The 16,343-nt window shown below is 61.5% G+C and carries 13 protein-coding genes; 8 read left to right on the plus strand and 5 right to left on the minus strand.

Going from position 1 to position 16,343, the window contains the following annotated elements; genetic code table 11:
• Positions 1-115 precede the first annotated feature (115 nt).
• The 6 genes from PZN02_RS03280 (at position 116) to PZN02_RS03305 (ending at position 6,344) form a co-directional block, all read left to right on the plus strand.
• Positions 116-841, plus strand: a complete 726-nt coding sequence (locus PZN02_RS03280) for an ABC transporter permease (protein ID WP_280660195.1) — start codon at positions 116-118, stop codon at positions 839-841.
• Complete coding sequence (locus tag PZN02_RS03285; RefSeq protein WP_280660196.1) at positions 838-1,662, plus strand: ABC transporter permease; 825 nt, start codon at positions 838-840, stop codon at positions 1,660-1,662. The genes PZN02_RS03280 and PZN02_RS03285 overlap by 4 nt, the downstream gene beginning before the upstream one ends.
• A gap of 1 nt (position 1,663) precedes the next feature.
• Positions 1,664-2,833 (plus strand): M20 aminoacylase family protein, encoded by a 1,170-nt coding sequence (locus tag PZN02_RS03290; RefSeq protein WP_280660197.1) that lies wholly within the window; start codon positions 1,664-1,666, stop codon positions 2,831-2,833.
• Positions 2,834-3,110: 277 nt separating this feature from the next.
• Positions 3,111-4,526, plus strand: a complete 1,416-nt coding sequence (locus PZN02_RS03295) for a cytochrome ubiquinol oxidase subunit I (protein WP_280660198.1) — start codon at positions 3,111-3,113, stop codon at positions 4,524-4,526.
• Positions 4,516-5,520, plus strand: coding sequence for a cytochrome d ubiquinol oxidase subunit II (gene cydB, locus PZN02_RS03300; RefSeq protein WP_280660199.1), 1,005 nt, complete (start codon positions 4,516-4,518; stop codon positions 5,518-5,520). Before PZN02_RS03295 ends, cydB begins: the two co-directional genes overlap by 11 nt.
• A gap of 518 nt (positions 5,521-6,038) precedes the next feature.
• Positions 6,039-6,344: a chorismate mutase family protein gene (locus PZN02_RS03305; protein ID WP_280660200.1), complete on the plus strand. Its 306-nt coding sequence runs from the start codon at positions 6,039-6,041 to the stop codon at positions 6,342-6,344.
• 79 nt (positions 6,345-6,423) lie between these two features.
• On the opposite strand, the gene galE is transcribed toward PZN02_RS03305, so the two are convergent.
• The gene (gene galE, locus PZN02_RS03310) at positions 6,424-7,428 is read right to left on the minus strand and encodes a UDP-glucose 4-epimerase GalE (protein ID WP_280660201.1); all 1,005 of its coding nucleotides are present in this window, start codon (positions 7,426-7,428) and stop codon (positions 6,424-6,426) included.
• Between the two features lie 342 nt (positions 7,429-7,770).
• On the opposite strand from galE, the gene PZN02_RS03315 reads away from it, so the two are divergent.
• On the plus strand, positions 7,771-9,111 hold the full coding sequence (locus PZN02_RS03315) for a TadE/TadG family type IV pilus assembly protein (RefSeq protein ID WP_280660202.1): 1,341 nt from the start codon (positions 7,771-7,773) through the stop codon (positions 9,109-9,111).
• 169 nt (positions 9,112-9,280) lie between these two features.
• On the opposite strand, the gene PZN02_RS03320 is transcribed toward PZN02_RS03315, so the two are convergent.
• Both PZN02_RS03320 and mscL read right to left on the minus strand, forming a co-directional pair.
• A complete protein-coding gene (locus PZN02_RS03320; protein WP_280660203.1) occupies positions 9,281-10,447 on the minus strand; it encodes a pyridoxal phosphate-dependent aminotransferase in 1,167 nt (388 codons plus the stop codon).
• Positions 10,448-10,667: 220 nt separating this feature from the next.
• Entirely contained in the window at positions 10,668-11,096 is a 429-nt protein-coding gene (mscL, locus tag PZN02_RS03325) for a large conductance mechanosensitive channel protein MscL (protein ID WP_280660204.1), read from the minus strand.
• A 332-nt stretch (positions 11,097-11,428) separates the two neighbouring features.
• Here mscL and PZN02_RS03330 point away from each other — a divergent pair, with 332 nt between their 5' ends.
• Entirely contained in the window at positions 11,429-14,935 is a 3,507-nt protein-coding gene (locus PZN02_RS03330; protein WP_280660205.1) for a PAS domain-containing hybrid sensor histidine kinase/response regulator, read from the plus strand.
• Between the two features lie 129 nt (positions 14,936-15,064).
• On the opposite strand, the gene PZN02_RS03335 is transcribed toward PZN02_RS03330, so the two are convergent.
• Positions 15,065-15,712, minus strand: coding sequence for a response regulator (locus tag PZN02_RS03335; RefSeq protein WP_136509670.1), 648 nt, complete (start codon positions 15,710-15,712; stop codon positions 15,065-15,067).
• An 89-nt stretch (positions 15,713-15,801) separates the two neighbouring features.
• Complete coding sequence (locus PZN02_RS03340; protein WP_280660206.1) at positions 15,802-16,251, minus strand: hypothetical protein; 450 nt, start codon at positions 16,249-16,251, stop codon at positions 15,802-15,804.
• Positions 16,252-16,343: the final 92 nt, after the last annotated feature.

A 16,343-nucleotide genomic window follows, 5' to 3' on the forward strand; every position in this document is an offset into this window, starting at 1 on the left:
CTACAGCGCCGCGCGTATTATCAGACGCGCAAAGGGCGCGGTCGGACTTTGAGTTGCTGCGTTTCTCCAGCTCGGTTCCGAGCTGGGGAATATGCAGAAGGAGCATGAAGTCGCCATGGCTGCGGATTCCATCATAAACTGGAGCCTGCTCTCGCTCTCGGCGCCCGGCTGGGGCGGCGTATTGCTGCAGGGCTTTCTCCACTCGATCCAGATCGCGGTCGGCGGCTATGCGCTTGGCCTCCTGCTCGGCGTCGGCGGCGCCTTCGGCAAGCTCTATGGCGGGCCGGTAACGCGCGATCTTCTCGAATGCTACACCACCATCGTTCGGGCCGTGCCCGAACTCGTCCTCATCCTCCTCCTCTACTATGCCGGGACCGACCTCTTGAATCAGCTTCTCGGCGCCGCCGGCTTCGGAACGCTCGACATCAGCGGCCTGATGGCTGGCATCTTCGTCATCGGTGTTGTCCAGGGGGCCTATTCGACGGAAGTGCTGCGCGGCGCGATCAAGGCCGTACCCGCCGGGCAGATCGAGGCGGCGCGCGCCTATGGCATGTCGCCCGGAAAGGTGCTGCGGCGCGTCACCCTGCCTGCGATGCTGCCCTATGCTATCCCCGGCCTCGCCAATCTCTGGCTGATCGCCACCAAGGACACCGCCCTGCTTGCTGTCGTCGGTTTCAGCGAACTGACGCTGGTAACCCGTCAGGCGGCCGGTGCGACCAAGGCTTATCTGCTTTTCTTCTGCGCGGCCGGCGCGCTCTATCTTGCGCTGACGCTCGTGTCCAACATCTTCATCGGCGCATTGGAAAGGCATGCCAGGCGCGGTTTCGTGGAGCAGCGATGACCAACGAAACGACGCACGCCCTCGCCATTACTCCCGAGGACCTGCCGAAGGGCGAGAACTTCTTCAAGCCTCACCGTATCGCTCTCATCCTCTTCGCCGCTGCACTGATCGTCGCCGTCGCCTTCCTGATGCGTTGGGACTGGCTGCCGCGTTACCTGCCGAGGCTCGGCTGGGGCATCCTTGTCAGCATGGTGATGCTGTTCAGCACGTCGATCCTCGGATTCCTGCTCGCAGTGCCGCTGGGCCTCGTCCAGGTTACCGGCCCTTGGTACCTGAAGGGTCTTGCCCGGATCTTCTGTACGGTCATCCGCGGGACGCCGCTGCTCCTGCAACTGTGGCTGCTCTATTACGGGCTGGGCTCGCTGTTTCCGCAATTTCCGGCGATCCGCCACTCGTTTCTCTGGCCTTATCTGCGTGAAGCCTGGCCTTATGGCGTCGCGGCGCTCACCATCTCCTTCGCCGCCTACGAGGGCGAAGTTATGCGCGGCGCCTTTGCCGGCGTGCCAGCCGGCGAGTTGGAGGCAGCGCGGGCCTATGGCATGAGCCGCTGGATTATGTTCCGGCGGATCTGGCTGCCGCGTGCGATCCACCGCGCTCTCCCGACGCTCAACGGCGAGACCGTGTTGCAGCTCAAGTCGACGCCCCTGGTTGCGACGATCACCGTCGTCGATGTCTATGCGGTCATCTCGAAGGTGCGGCAGGAAACCTTTCTCACCTACGAACCGCTCCTGCTGCTTGCTCTGATCTATCTGTGCCTTACGGGCATTCTGGTGGTCGCCTTCCGCTATTTCGAAAACCGCATACCGACGCGTGGTGCCTGACATGAAGCTCTCTGCCGCCATCGACAATGCCATGCCGGAACTCGTCGCGATCCGCCGTGACCTGCACGCCCATCCGGAACTGGGGCTGGAAGAGACGCGAACCTCCGCCTTCATTGCGCGGCACCTGAATGCGCTTGGCTACACGGTAACGACGGGACTTGCGAAGACTGGCGTGGTCGGCACGCTGAGGTGCGGCACCGGCTCACGCTCGATCGGCATCCGCGCCGATATCGACGCGCTGCCAATTCACGAGGAGACCGGCCTCGACTATGCCAGCAGGACGCCCGGGCTGATGCATGCCTGCGGCCATGACGGCCATACGGCGATGTTGCTCGGCGCCGCCCGTGCGCTTACCGAACGGAGGAATTTCGACGGCACGATCCATCTCATCTTCCAGCCGGCCGAGGAGAATTGCGGCGGCGCGAAGATCATGATCGACGAAGGCCTGTTCGAGAAATTCCCCTGCGACGCGGTGTTCGCGCTTCACAACGAACCGAACCTTCCGTTCGGCCGGTTCGCCCTGCGCGAGGGGCCGATCATGGCGGCCGTGGACGAGGCGCGTATCACCGTTCATGGCCGCGGCGGTCACGGGGCCGAACCGCAGGAGACCGCCGATCCGATCGTCTGCGGCGCCAGCATCGTCATGGCACTGCAGTCCATTGTGTCGCGCAACATCCACCCAATGGACCCGACCGTTGTCACGGTCGGCGCCTTTCACGCCGGCTCCGCGAGCAACATCATCCCGGAACGGGCCGAGATCGTCGTCGGCATTCGCTCCTTCGACCCCGCCGTTCGTGACGAGCTGGAGCGCCGCATCCGCATGGTCGCGGAGGCGCAGGCGGCAAGCTTCGGCATGCGCGCCACCGTCGACTACCAGCGAAGCTATGACGCGACGATCAACCACAGGGCCGAAACCGATTTCGTGCGCAACCTTGCGATCCGCTTCGCCGGCACCGACAAGGTCGTCGACCTGGCGCGGCCCTTCATGGGCAGCGAGGATTTCGCCTATATGCTGCAGCAGAGGCCGGGCACGTATTTCTTCCTCGGATCAAGAGTGACAGGCGAGGAGAAGCCGCTCCACCATCCCGGTTACAACTTCAACGACGATTTGCTGCCGATCGGCGCCGCCTTCTGGACTGAACTGGCAGAGGCCTATCTCGCGCGAAGCTGAGAGCATCGGACCCGCAAAATGCCGCAGGCGAAACATTGCCGCAGTGTGACAACGTGGCGATCCGGCTGTCATTGACCTTTGCCAATTTTGCGTCAGATTCAATCACACGATGAAATGGCGGTTCCGGCTGACAGGCGGGCGCCTGGCTTTCCGCTACTGCATGTTTCCTTAAATCAGCCGATTTAAGGATAAAAACATGCAGCAATTTAAAGTGTTACAGCGTCCTTTGTGCGTCTGAAACGACGCACGGCGCTGTAGTGCCCAAGAGGATCACGTCGTGTTTGAATCCTTCGACGCAACCATGCTCGCCCGCATGCAGTTTGCCTTTACCGTCTCGTTCCACATCATCTTTCCCGCCTTCTCCATCGGGCTTGCCAGCTACCTCGCCGTCCTCGAAGCTCTCTGGCTGTGGAAGAAGGACGAGGTCTACCTGGAGCTCTTCAACTTCTGGAAGACGATCTTCGCTGTCACCTTCGGCATGGGCGTCGTTTCCGGGATCGTCATGTCCTATCAGTTCGGCACCAACTGGAGCGTGTTTGCCGACAAGGCCGGTCCGATCATCGGCCCATTGATGGGCTACGAGGTGCTGACGGCTTTCTTCCTGGAAGCCGGCTTCCTCGGCGTTATGCTCTTCGGCCTGAACCGTGTCGGTCCAAGACTGCATTTTTTCGCAACCGCCATGGTGGCGATCGGCACGCTGATCTCGGCCACCTGGATCCTGTCCGCCAACTCCTGGATGCAGACCCCAGCGGGCTTTGCGGTAAACGAAGCCGGTCAGTTCACGCCGGTAGACTGGTGGGCGATCATCTTCAACCCGTCCTTCCCGTACCGCCTCGTCCACATGGTGCTCGCTGCCTATCTGACGACGGCGTTCGTCGTCGGCGCCTGCGGCGCCTGGCACCTCTTGCGCCAGACGGCACCACGCCGGTCCCGCACCATGTTCTCGATGGCGATGTGGATGGCGGCGATCGTCGCGCCGATCCAGATCTTGGCCGGCGACCAGCACGGGCTTAACACGCTCGAGCACCAGCCCGCCAAGGTGATGGGGATGGAAGGCCACTTCGAAAGCCATCCCGACGGCGCTCCGCTGGTGTTGTTCGGCATCCCGAATGCGGCCGAGAAACGCATCGATTACGCGATCGAGGTGCCGAAACTGGGGAGCCTCATCCTGAAACACGATCTTAATGCGCCGCTTGCCGGACTGGACACGATCCCCGCCGAATTGCATCCGCCGGTCGCTGTGATCTTCTGGTCGTTTCGTATCATGGTCGGCATCGGCTTCGCCATGCTCGGCATCGGGCTGTGGTCGCTCTGGTGTCGCTACCACGGTACGCTCGCCAGCGATCCCTGGCTCCACCGCGCCGCCGTGCTGATGGGTCCCGCCGGCTTCGTCGCCGTTCTGGCGGGATGGGTGACCACGGAGGTGGGCCGGCAGCCTTACACGGTCTACGGCCACCTGCTGACGGCCAATTCGATCGCGCCGATCGAAGCTCCTGCCGTTTCCGCCTCGCTTCTGGCATTCATCATCGTCTACTTCTTCGTCTTTGGCGCGGGAACCTTCTACATCCTGCGGCTGATGGCGCGGCTACCGCGCGATACCATGCCGGAGCTCGACGAGGGACCGATCCGTACGGCCGGCGTCGCACACGGCCCGGCGAGCGCCAAATCTCATGGAGCACATCATGGACTTTGATCTGCCACTGATCTGGGCCGCCATCATTGCCTTTGCCGTTCTGGCCTATGTCGTTCTCGACGGCTTCGACCTCGGCGTCGGTATCCTTTTCCCGCTCTTCCCCGAGAAGCACGATCGCGACGTGATGATGAACTCGGTTGCCCCCGTCTGGGATGGCAACGAGACCTGGCTCGTGCTCGGCGGCGGCGGCCTGATGGCCGTCTTCCCGCTTGCCTATGCGACGGTCCTGCCGGCGCTCTATGCGCCGATCATCGCAATGCTGATCGGCCTGATCTTCCGGGGCGTCGCGTTCGAATATCGCTGGCGCACGAAGCGCGCCGAATTTTTATGGAACTGGGCCTTTGCCGGCGGCTCGATGCTGGCCGCCTTCGCGCAAGGGATCGCACTCGGCGCGCTGGTCCAGGGCATACCGGTCGAAAACCGCGCCTATGCCGGCAGTTGGTGGGACTGGCTGACGCCCTTTTCCATCGTGACCGGCATCGCGATCGTCGTCGGCTACGCCTTGCTCGGCGCCACCTGGCTCGTCATGAAGACCCACGGCGATCTCGCCGAACGGGCACGCGCAATTGCGCTCAAATGCTGCTTTGCGACCATCGGGGCGATGGGTGTCGTCAGTCTCTGGACGCCATTTCTCGATCCGGTCTATCTGCAGCGCTGGTTCGGCTGGCCGACGGCAATCTTCAGCGTGATCGTGCCCCTGCTTGTCCTCGGTTGCCTGTATCTGCTCATCAAAGGCATTCGCGACCGGCATGACGTGCAGCCGTTCATTGCGGCGCTCGGCCTTTTCATCCTCGGCTACATCGGCATCGGCATCAGTTTCTATCCCTACATGGTGCCGCCGTCGCTCACCATCTGGGAAGCGGCTGCGCCGGAGGAAAGCCTTGCCTTCCTGCTTGCTGGTGCGCTCGTGCTCGTACCGATCATCCTTGCCTATACTGGCTACGCCTATTGGGTTTTCCGCGGCAAGGTCGATCCGGAGGAGGGCTACCATTGATGCGGGCGGACGGCACCGGCCGGAAGCTTCTCTGGTTTGTCGCGCTCTGGCTTGCAGGGGTGGCTGCAGTCAGCATCGTCGGCCTCGCGATCAAACTGGTGCTGGGCACATAGAGCGAGATGAGGAAAGTGTGCGCGGTTTTCCGCCTGCATGCCGCTTTAACTCATTAGAACCGAAAAAAGGCTCGCTCAAGTTTTGGGGCCTAACGTCTGCATACACATCGGCAGGCGAACGCCGGTGGAGACAGGACCGCACCCTCCTCCCTTGCGATCGCCTGCCGAGGTGACCACTCCGTAAGCCACAGTGCCCGATCGCTGCGGCCGTTTTGCCTCTTCTCAGCCACGCTTCCCTTTGCTAGCAGTTCGGCCGCGACAAACCCTTCAGCGCCGCGCGTCCTGCCAAACGCGCAAAGGACGCTGTAGCACTTTGAATCTCTGCATGTTTTTGTTCTTAAATCGAGGTCGATTTTAGGAGACATGCAGTGGGGCGGCTTCCGCCCCGCAGGAGCTGGACAAGCGATGCAGAAGACCCCCGCAGAATGCACGACAATGGCGGATGTGCGTGTCGAGATCGATCGGCTCGACCGCGCCCTGATGAAGTTGCTCGCGGAGCGCTGGAGTTATATCGATCGTGCAGCCGAAATAAAGCGCCCGCTCAAATTGAGAGCCGATATCCCGGCACGCGTGGCCGAAGTGCGGGAAAATGCGCGCAGGCACGCGAGCGAACTCGGCCTCGATCCCGATTTCTACGAGGGCATCTGGGCCCAACTGATCGATCATGCCATCGCGCACGAACGCCGGCTGCTCGGCGAGGCTGACGAGTAGCGTCGCTGTCCAGGCGGAAAGCCGGCACACTTTCCGGGAATTGGCGGCGCGCCAGGCACAGTGATCCTGACCCTCTTCTTCAGACCGCCTTGTCATAGCTGTTCTTGCGGCTGAGATAGCCCTCCCAGTCGAAGGCGCTCTGGACGATGTCTTCGAGGCTTGCATGGGTCGGCACCCAGTCGAGCTTCAGCCGCGCAAGCGAGGAGTCCGCGACGACCTGCGCAGCGTCGCCTGGACGCCGCGGTGCATAGTCCACGCGGAAATCACGCCCTGACACTCGCCGCACTGTGTCGAGAACCTGCAGCACAGAAAAGCCTTTGCCGTAACCGCAATTGCTCGTCAGCGGTTCACCGCCGCTCCTGAGATAGCCGAGCGCGTCCTTGTGTGCCGTGACCAGATCAGCAACGTGGATATAATCCCGAATGCCGGTGCCGTCGGCAGTCGGATAGTCGGTTCCGTAGACATCGACCTTGCGGCGTACGCCGCGAGCCGCTTCGCATGCGACCTTGATGAGGTGAGTGGCACCGGCCGTCGATTGCCCGGCACGACCGAGCGGGTCCGCCCCGGCGACGTTGAAATAGCGCAGCACGACATAGCGGAAATCGTAAGCGGCCGCGGCATCCTGCAGCATGATTTCCGACATCAGCTTCGAGCGGCCATAGGGGCTCTCGGGACGCAACGCGGCCGTCTCCTTGACCGGATCGGCGGTATCCTGCGTGCCGTAAACCGCCGCGGTCGATGAGAAGACGAAGTGGCGAATACCGGCCGCTATCATCGCGGCGATCAGCGTGCGCGTCTTCGCCGTGTTGTTTTCGTAATAGGTAAGCGGGTCGGCGACGGACTCCGGAACGACCGCTGATCCCGCGAAATGGATGACGGCATCGATCTCGTTTTCCGCGAAGATCCTGCCAAGCAGCGTCCTGTTGCCGACGTCCCCGAAATAGAACTTTGCTTCCGGCGCGATCGCCCAGCGGAAGCCTGTCGACAACCGGTCAACCACCACGACAGACTCGCCCGCATCGAGCAGCGACCACACCATGTGGCTGCCGATGTAACCCGCTCCACCCGTTACCAATATCGCCATTGCCCGATTGCCATCCCCTCAAAGATGGAGACAGGAAAGACGAGTCGAGCTTTCTGAATTGGTAAACTCGGGGCGCGCCCAGCGGCCTTCGCCCGATATTCTCGTGGCCGTGGTTAAGCACCACTCTGCCGATTATCGAGAATTTTATGGATGACGTCGCATCTGCACAGAATCCATATCTCCGCCCATCGCACCAAGGGCATGACGACCGGCCAATACGCTCTTCTCACCTGAAAAATCTCAAAAAATCAAATTTTACTAAAACACAAAGACGCTCTCTAACGGTTTCTGAAACGGCATGTATTAGCCTTCCGAAATATGGCCTTAGAGGGGGAACCACGAATGAGACGTGCAGAGCTCCATGCCCAACTGAAACGACTGGCCCGCGACAAAGACGGAAATTTTGCCGTCCTTGGCGCAATCGCCATCGTCCCCGTCATTGCCGCGGTCGGCCTGACGCTCGATTTCGTCGGTGCCTATCTAGAAGCCGAGAAAATTCAGGCCGCGCTGGACGCCGCCGCACTCGGTTCCGTGCGAGCCTACGGCGAAAGCGCGGACGAAAGCGAAGCCTCCGAAGCAGCGGAGAAGTTCTTCTGGAGCAACTACGCGCTGCCGCAAGAAAACGTCGTCGAGGGAGCCAATCTCGCGGACACACCCACGCAAGGCGGCGCATTGTCCGTCGCGTTCACGCGCAACACCACCGAAGACGTCGCCGCAGCGGAATTCAGCTTCGACTACAAGCCGATGTTCCTGGAGCGCCTGCCGCTCCAAATCCGGCGCCAGGCCGTCGCTGCGCGTGCCGCCAGCGCGGAAGCCTGCATTCTGGCACTGCATCACACGGCCGACCGGGCATTCGATGTCAGCGGTAGCGCAGCGGTCGATCTGACCGGATGCACCGTCATCTCGAATTCCAACGACGACCAATCGATCTATGTCGGCGGCACCGGCAAGCTCAAGGCCGAGTGTCTTTACGCCGCCGGCGCCATTTACAGTGCGCCGCTATCGGTGGAACTTGCTTGCGACAAGGCGATGGAAGGCGCGTCACGCGTGGCCGACCCGTTCAAGAACAAGGCACTGCCGAAAACATCGCCCTGGGTCGATCTTTCCGGTTGCGGGCAGGATTTCATCGCCGGCGGCGGCGGCAATGGTGATTGCAATGGTACCGGCAAGACGCCGAAGACGAACAACGAGGACCACGTCGTCACATTGAAGCCCGGAACCTATCAAAGCCTGGACATCAAGCGCGCCGTAAATCTCCTGCCCGGCAACTACATCATTGACGGCGGGCGCCTGGAATTCGGCAGCCAGGCCACCGTCACCGGCGCGGGCGTCACTTTCTTCCTCATGAATGGCGCCGAGATCAGCATCAACGGCTCTGCGACGTTCGACATCTCGCCGTCACTCGTGGGCGATTGGGCCGGGTTCGCGATCGTCGCCGAGCATGGAAACATCGAGACCGCGATCATCAACGGCAACAGCCAGTCGTCCCTGACCGGTATCGTCTACCTCCCCGACGCCGCAGAGTTGCAATATTCGGGCAATGGCACAACGAGCGGCGAGTGCATCCGGCTGATCGCCCAGGAAATCACCCTGACCGGCAACAGCACATTCAAGATGGATTGCACGACGCAGCTTGCCGACAAGGGCATCTACTACCCGGGCGCAATCCGGCTGGTGCGCTAGAAGGGGGGATGTTGCTTTATAGCGCCGCGCGTCCGATCGGACGCGCAAAGGTCGCTGTAGCACTTTGAATTTGCTGCACGATTTGTTCTTAAATCGATTCCGATTTAAGGAATCATGCAGTAGCGGGGGACGACTTGAGGCTTGCTTCGATCGAGCCGGGAGATCAACTCTACCGGCTCAGTATATAGCGGCTGAGGCGCTGAGCGGCCTCCGCCACCTGCGCCGGATCGCGCAGAAAGCAGGCGCGCATGAAGAGCGAGCCGCCCTCGCCAAAGGCGGTTCCGGGCGCCAATCCGACCCCTGTCTTGTCGACGATGTCGATCGCCGCCTGTCGTGAATCGGTCACCCCATCGATCTTCAGGAAGGCGTAGAGCGCGCCATCCGGCTTCAGGGTTTCGACGCGATTGGTCGCGATCAGCGCGTCGCAGAGCAGGTCGCGGCTCAGTGCCGCCTTGGCGATGTTCTCGTCGACAAAGGAGTCTCCCTCGTCGAGGGCCACCACCGCGCCGCGTTGCATGAACTGCGCAACGCCGGATGTCGAATACTGGATCAGATTTTCCAGCACCTGTCCCATCGCCGGCGGTGCTACGATCCAGCCGACGCGCCAGCCGGTCATCGACCAGTTCTTGGAGAAGGAATTGACGAACAGGATTCGGTCGTCATCGTCCATGATGTCCAGGAACGACGGCGCTCGCCCGCCGGCATAGTAGTAGAGTGCATAGATTTCGTCGGCGATGATCCAGAGGCCGTGCTTGCGCGCGAGCGTCAGAATGGCTTTGAGATCATCCTGCGTCGCGGTCCAGCCGGTCGGATTGGACGGCGTGTTGATGAACAAGGCCCGCGTCTTCTCGCCGATCGCGGCATCGAGCCGGTCGAGATCGAGCTGCCATTTGCCATGTTCGAAATGCAGGGGCACGGAAACCGGCCGTGCTCCCGAAATCTCTGCAGCAGCAGCAAAATTCGGCCAGGCGGGCGTCAGCAGCACCACTTCGTCGCCGGGCGACGTCACCGCCTCGATTGCAAGCTTGATCGCCTGCATCCCCGATCCCGTGACGTAAAAGTTTTCCGGAGACAGCACATTCTGGAACCGGCGCCGATAGTAGCGCACCAGCGCTTCGCGGAGCGGCGGGATGCCACGCTGCCAGGTGTAGAAGGTCTCACCGGCCACAAGCGCGCTGGCGGCAGCCCGGCTGATGAAGTCCGGCGTGGCAAGGTCCCCCTCGCCCACCCAGAGCGGGATCACGCCTTCTCGTCCACGCGCGTAGTTTACAACCTCGACGATACCGCTTTCGGGGGCCGAAAGAGAACGGGGGCTGAGACTGGTCGTGATCGTCATAAGCGGGCTCCTGGACTTTCCGCCGCTTCTAGACGTTTTTGCGCAGACGATCACGCGACATTATCTGACCGGTTTATCGATTTTTGTGATGTTTCGCGGCTCCTACAGCGCCGTGCGTCTTTTCAGACGCACAAAGGACGCTGTAGCACTTTGATTTGCTGCATGTTTTATCCTTAAATCGGCTATGATTTAGGGAAACATGCAGGAGCCCGTGAGGCGATCAGGCGCGCTGCTTCAACAGATCGCGGATCTCGGAGAGAAGCACGATATCCTGCGGCGGCGGGGCGGCAGGCGCCGCTTCCTTTTTCGTTTCGATCGAAGCACGCATCCGGTTCACGGCCTTGATCATCAGGAAGATGATCCAGGCGAGGATCAGGAAATTGATGAGCACGGTAATGAAGTTACCGTAGGCAAAGACGGCGCCCTGCGCGCGAGCCGCCGCAAGCGAGGGTGCGGTGACGTTCGCGGAAAGCGGGATGAAGTAGTTGGAGAAGTCGAAGCCGCCGCCGGTGATGGCGCCGACGACCGGCATTACGAGATCGGCGACGACCGAATCGACGATCTTACTGAAGGCGGCGCCAATGATCACGCCGACCGCAAGATCCATGACGTTGCCGCGGGCAATAAACTCCTTGAATTCGTTCAGCATGCGTCTCTCCGTGTGGTCCCCGTTTCAGAACGGCAACCGCATCTGTGCTACAGCGCCGCGCGTCTACCAGACGCGCGAAGGTCGCTGTAGCACTTTGATTTGCGGCATGTTTTTGGCCCTTAATCGGCTACGATTAAGGAAACATGCCGTGGCGGCAACCGCTGGTTTGGAATCTAGACCAAAGGCCGCTCAGTGGGAACCGTTCTTTGCATTTGATCAAGGCGGATCAACCCGGCCGGGCGAACGCCCGCTTTCTTGGACTTAAGACGCATAGGCCAGGCAATTCTCAACCCGCTGGACTTGCCCTATGCTGCCTTTCGGAGGAGTGAGGCATGCTTTCGGGTTCTGTAATTTTTGCCTCGGCCTTCGCCTATCTGCTGCTGCTCTTCGCAGTCGCAAGTTATGGCGACCGGCGAGCCAAGAGAAACAACGCTGCCAGCAAGGGCAGGCCGTTGGTCTATGCGCTCAGCCTCGCGATCTATTGCACGTCCTGGACCTATTTCGGCGGCGTGGGACTGGCTGCCGAACGCGGGCTCGAATTCACCGGCATCTATATCGGTCCGATTCTGATGTTCACGCTCGGCATGCCGCTGGTCCGCCGCATCATCCAGCTCGCCAAGACAGAAAGGCTGACATCCGTCGCCGATTTCATGGCGGCGCGTTACGGCAAGAACCCGGCCGTCGCCGCGATCGTCGCGTTCATTTCACTGGTCGGGGCCATTCCCTACATCGCCCTCCAGCTCAAGGCAGTTTCGAGCTCGGTCGCGGCGATGATCGACACGAGCCATTACGGCATTGGTGCCGGGCAGACTTTCATCGATCTGCCGCTGCTTGTGACGCTTTTCCTCGCCTGCTTCGCGATCGTTTTCGGCACGCGCCATACGGATGCGACCGAGCACCAGGACGGCCTGATCCTCGCGATCTCCATGGAATCGGTCGTGAAGCTCGTGGCGATGCTCACGATTGGCGGCTACGTCGTCTTCGTCCTGTTCGATGGCCCCGCGAACCTGTGGGCGCAAGCCCAGCAAAGTCCTGCGGTCCTCGCCGCCCTCGAATACCGCACGCCGCCGGCGCGATGGATCCTGCTGATCGTGCTCTCGGCCTTCGCTATCATCATGCTGCCGCGGCAATTCCATGTGACGGTGGTCGAAAACCGCACCGAAACCGAATTGCGCACCGCGGGCATTCTCTTTCCGCTTTATCTGATTGCAATCAACCTCTTCGTGCTGCCGATCGCCATCGCGGGCATTCTGACCTTCTCAGGCTCCGGCGATGCGGACCTCTACCTGCTGAAGCTGCCGCTTGCCGGCGAGGTCCCCCTGCTGTCGCTGACGACGTTCATCGGCGGTTTTTCCGCGGCAACCGCCATGGTCATTGTCGCATCGGTGGCGCTGTCGATCATGATTTCCAACGACATCGTCATGCCGGTGTTCCTGCGCCGGCGGCTCGGCTTGCGTGGTGGGCTCCAGGAGGACATGGCGGGGACGCTGCTCAATATTCGCCGCACAGCGATCTTCGTCGTCCTTCTGCTCGGCTATGCCTATTATCGCTCGGCCGATATCAGTGCTGGCCTCGCTTCGCTTGGGCTTTTGTCCTTCGTTGCCGTATCGCAGATGGCGCCCGCGCTTCTCGGCGGCCTTGTGTGGCGGCAGGCCAATGCCCGCGGGGCGATCAGCGGGATGGTCTGCGGCTTTCTTGTCTGGGCTTATCTGCTGTTCCTGCCGAGCCTCGGCGGGCCCGACAATTCCCACGTGGCGACGACGGTGCTGAGCTTCCTTCTGCCCTTCACGGATCTCTTTTCGGGACCGGATGCAGACCCCCTGGTCAATGCCACGGCGTTGAGCCTCTTTGTCAACAGCGCGGCCTACGTGCTTGCCTCGCTGACCCGGACGCCAAAACCCTTGGAGCGCTTCCAGGCCGGCGTGTTCATCACCCGCCGTTCGCGCACGGAAGGAACGTTCCGCGGACGCAAGACCAAGGTGACCGTGCGCGACCTCAAGACGACGATCGGCCGCTACATGGGCGAGGAGCGCATGCAGCGTTCCTTCCACACCTATGAGCAGCAGTCCGGCCGCTGGCTCGACGAGAATGCCTCTGCCGACATGGCGCTCATTCATTTCTCGGAACAATTGCTCGGCAGCGCCATCGGTTCATCCTCCGCCCGCCTGGTGCTTTCGCTCGTGCTGCAGCGGATGGACGATGCCTCGTCGGATACGGCCTGGCTGCTCGACCAGGCGAGCGAGGCACTGCAATATAACCAGGACATGCTGCAAACGGCGCTCTCGCAGATGGATCAGGGCATCGCCGTCTTCGACAATGCCAACAACCTGATCATCTGGAACCGCCGCTTCAGACAATTGCTCGATTTGCCCGAAGCCGCAGGTCAGGTCGGCTTCCCGCTCGCCGATATCGTCGAGATCCTGACGAGACGCGGCGATATCCGCAAGGACCAGGAGAAGGCGCTGATCGCCAATTTCCTGACGCTCGACAAACCCTTCCTGCTCGAACTCGCTAATGGCGATCGCATCATAGAAGTCAGAACCAATGCGATGCCGGACAAGGGCATCGTCACCACCTATACCGACATCACGCAGCGCGTCGCAGCCGACATGGCTCTGAAACAAGCCAACGAGACGCTGGAACTACGCGTCACCGAACGGACGGGAGAACTGACACGAGTCAACCGGGAACTCGCCGAAGCGCGGGCGGCAGCCGAGGAAGCCAACATCGGCAAGACCCGCTTCTTCGCCGCCGCCGGGCACGACATCCTGCAGCCGTTGAACGCCGCGCGCCTTTATTCCTCGTCGCTCGTCGAGCGCCTCGGCGGTTCCGATAACAGCACGCTTGTCCAGAACATCGATTCCTCGCTGGAATCGGTGGAAGCCATTCTCGGGGCGGTGCTCGATATTTCCCGGCTCGACACCGGAGCGATGAAGCCGCGCCTGCAATCGGTGCCGCTCAACGAATTGCTCCGGCGCATCGAGACGGATTTCGCTCCGATGGCGCGGGCGAAGGGTCTCGAACTCATGGTCATGCCGACATCCCTCGTCGTGCGCAGCGATCCGAATCTTCTGCGGCGGGTGGTGCAGAACCTCGTCTCGAACGCCATCAAATATACGCTGAAGGGCAAGGTGCTCGTCGGGGTGCGCCGCCGCGGCCGGACGGCGACGATCGAGGTGCTCGATTCCGGTATCGGCATTCCGCCTTCGAAATTCCGCACCGTCTTCAAGGAGTTCGCACGCCTCGACGAAGGCGCGCGGACGGCGTCCGGCCTCGGGCTCGGCCTATCGATCGTCGACCGCATCTCGCGCGTCCTCAACCACCCGGTCAACCTTCAGTCGAAACATGGCAAAGGCACAGGCTTCAAGGTCACGGTGCCGCTAGAGGCAAGCGTCAGCGAACGTGCCAAACCGCGAGATGTCGTCGCCGCGAAGGCGAATGACGCCTTGGCCGGTCTGTGCGTCATCTGCATCGACAATGAGCCAAAGATTCTCGACGGCATGGCGGTGCTGCTCGGCGGCTGGGGCTGTAACGTCACCACGGTGGAATCGCTTGCCGGCTGCTCGGAAATCGGCCCCAGCCTTCAAACGAAGAGACCCGATGCGATCATCGCCGATTATCATCTCGGCGACGGCACCGGCATCGAAGCGATCGCCCGCATCCGTGCTCTTTGGGGGGAAAGCATTCCAGCCCTGCTGGTGACGGCCGACCGCTCGCCGGAGGTACGCGGCGCCGCCGAACGCGACGCGATCGCCCTGCAAAACAAGCCCGTACGTCCGGCAGCCATGCGCGCATGGTTGACCCAGCTCTCCATTGCGGGAAAGGCGGCAGCGGAATAGAGGTGCCTGACGGAAATTGCCCCTCACCCAGAAGGGACTTCGGAAGTGCGGCATATCCCTTCTCCCGTCAAAACGGGGAGAAGGTGGCGGCAGCCGGATGAGGGGCGGAAGCGAACGTGAGCCGGCAAATCAAGCCGCTGCCACGGTGCCAATCTTGGAAAGCTGGATGACTGCCTGGGTGCGGCTGTCCACGTTGAGCTTCAGCAGGATCGCTGAAACATGGGCCTTGATCGTCGCCTCGGAGACGCCAAGCTCGTAGGCGATCTGCTTGTTGAGCAGGCCCTCGGCAAGCATGCTGAGCACGCGCGACTGCTGCGGCGTCAGCGTCTGCAGCCGATGCAGGAGATCGGCCACTTCCGGTTCATATTCCTGATTCTGGTCGTAACCCGCCGGCACGAAAACTTCACCGGCGATCACCTTGGTGATGCCGTCGCGAATTTCGTCGATGCCAGCAGACTTGGAGAGGAACCCGGCCGCACCTAGATCGATCGCACGATGAATGGTCGCCGGATCGTCGTGGGCCGAGACAATCATCACCGGGAGGCTCGGAAACTCCGCTCGCAACGCAATGAGGCCTGAAAGACCGCTGACGCCGGGCATCGTGAGGTCCAATAGCATCAGGTCGGCATCCGGATACTCGGCCGCGGCTTTGCGTGCGGCCGCGAAGTCACCGGCTTCGACTATACCCGGAGCATCGGCCATGCCGCTCAGCGCCTGGCGCATTGCACCACGAAAAAGCGGGTGGTCATCGGCGATGATGATGGTCATTTCCGGCATTGGATGCTCCCTCCCAAGAGCCTCAGCCCCGGACCCTGCGCATCCTCCAACGCGCCGGATCGCGTCTCAATGGTTCGTGCCAGTACCCGTCAGGTCTTTTGCGGCACCTCGGTACCATCGGTGGAACCGTCTCCGCTCCCTTCGAGATCCTTCACGATCTCCATGAACTTGCGCATCATTCTTTCCATGATGCTCATCGTCCGGTCAATCTCTTCATCGCTCGGAAGAGCCGGTTTCATCGCAGTTTCACCGCTTTTGACGGCCTTTTCCAGCGCCTCGACGCGTTTGGTCAAGAGATCGATCTCTCGCTCCAAGGCCGCCCGCTCATCGGCTGCCATCCGGCAGACCAGTTCGCCGTCCTTTTCCCGGCACAGCGTCACCTCGCCCGTCTCGGTGTCGAGCCGCGCGATGCCAGTGTCCGATTTCTGCATGCTATAGCGCCCCGGGGAAACTTCCTGCGTGTAGGCAGACGCGACCCAGCCGAGCGTCAAGCCCATCGCGAGTGCCGCCATCGCCAGTGCCGCAACTAAATTCCTCATGACAGCCCCTCCATTGGATGCTGCGGAAATCCGCCTTCCGTGGTGGACAAGCGCCAATATTTGCGGCAAGGCCACGATTGGGTTTCACGACG

Origin of the sequence: Sinorhizobium garamanticum (assembly GCF_029892065.1) — a bacterium.
GTDB classification, from domain to species: domain Bacteria; phylum Pseudomonadota; class Alphaproteobacteria; order Rhizobiales; family Rhizobiaceae; genus Sinorhizobium; species Sinorhizobium garamanticum.

Coding starts and splice junctions, on each gene's coding strand:
- PZN02_RS03280 (WP_280660195.1), top strand. CDS start 116: ATGGCTGCGGATTCCATCATAAACTGGAGCCTGCTCTCGCTCTCGGCG.
- PZN02_RS03285 (WP_280660196.1), top strand. CDS start 838: ATGACCAACGAAACGACGCACGCCCTCGCCATTACTCCCGAGGACCTG.
- PZN02_RS03290 (WP_280660197.1), top strand. CDS start 1,664: ATGAAGCTCTCTGCCGCCATCGACAATGCCATGCCGGAACTCGTCGCG.
- cydB (WP_280660199.1), top strand. CDS start 4,516: ATGGACTTTGATCTGCCACTGATCTGGGCCGCCATCATTGCCTTTGCC.
- PZN02_RS03305 (WP_280660200.1), top strand. CDS start 6,039: ATGCAGAAGACCCCCGCAGAATGCACGACAATGGCGGATGTGCGTGTC.
- galE (WP_280660201.1), bottom strand. CDS start 7,428: ATGGCGATATTGGTAACGGGTGGAGCGGGTTACATCGGCAGCCACATG.
- PZN02_RS03315 (WP_280660202.1), top strand. CDS start 7,771: ATGAGACGTGCAGAGCTCCATGCCCAACTGAAACGACTGGCCCGCGAC.
- PZN02_RS03320 (WP_280660203.1), bottom strand. CDS start 10,447: ATGACGATCACGACCAGTCTCAGCCCCCGTTCTCTTTCGGCCCCCGAA.
- mscL (WP_280660204.1), bottom strand. CDS start 11,096: ATGCTGAACGAATTCAAGGAGTTTATTGCCCGCGGCAACGTCATGGAT.
- PZN02_RS03330 (WP_280660205.1), top strand. CDS start 11,429: ATGCTTTCGGGTTCTGTAATTTTTGCCTCGGCCTTCGCCTATCTGCTG.
- PZN02_RS03335 (WP_136509670.1), bottom strand. CDS start 15,712: ATGCCGGAAATGACCATCATCATCGCCGATGACCACCCGCTTTTTCGT.
- PZN02_RS03340 (WP_280660206.1), bottom strand. CDS start 16,251: ATGAGGAATTTAGTTGCGGCACTGGCGATGGCGGCACTCGCGATGGGC.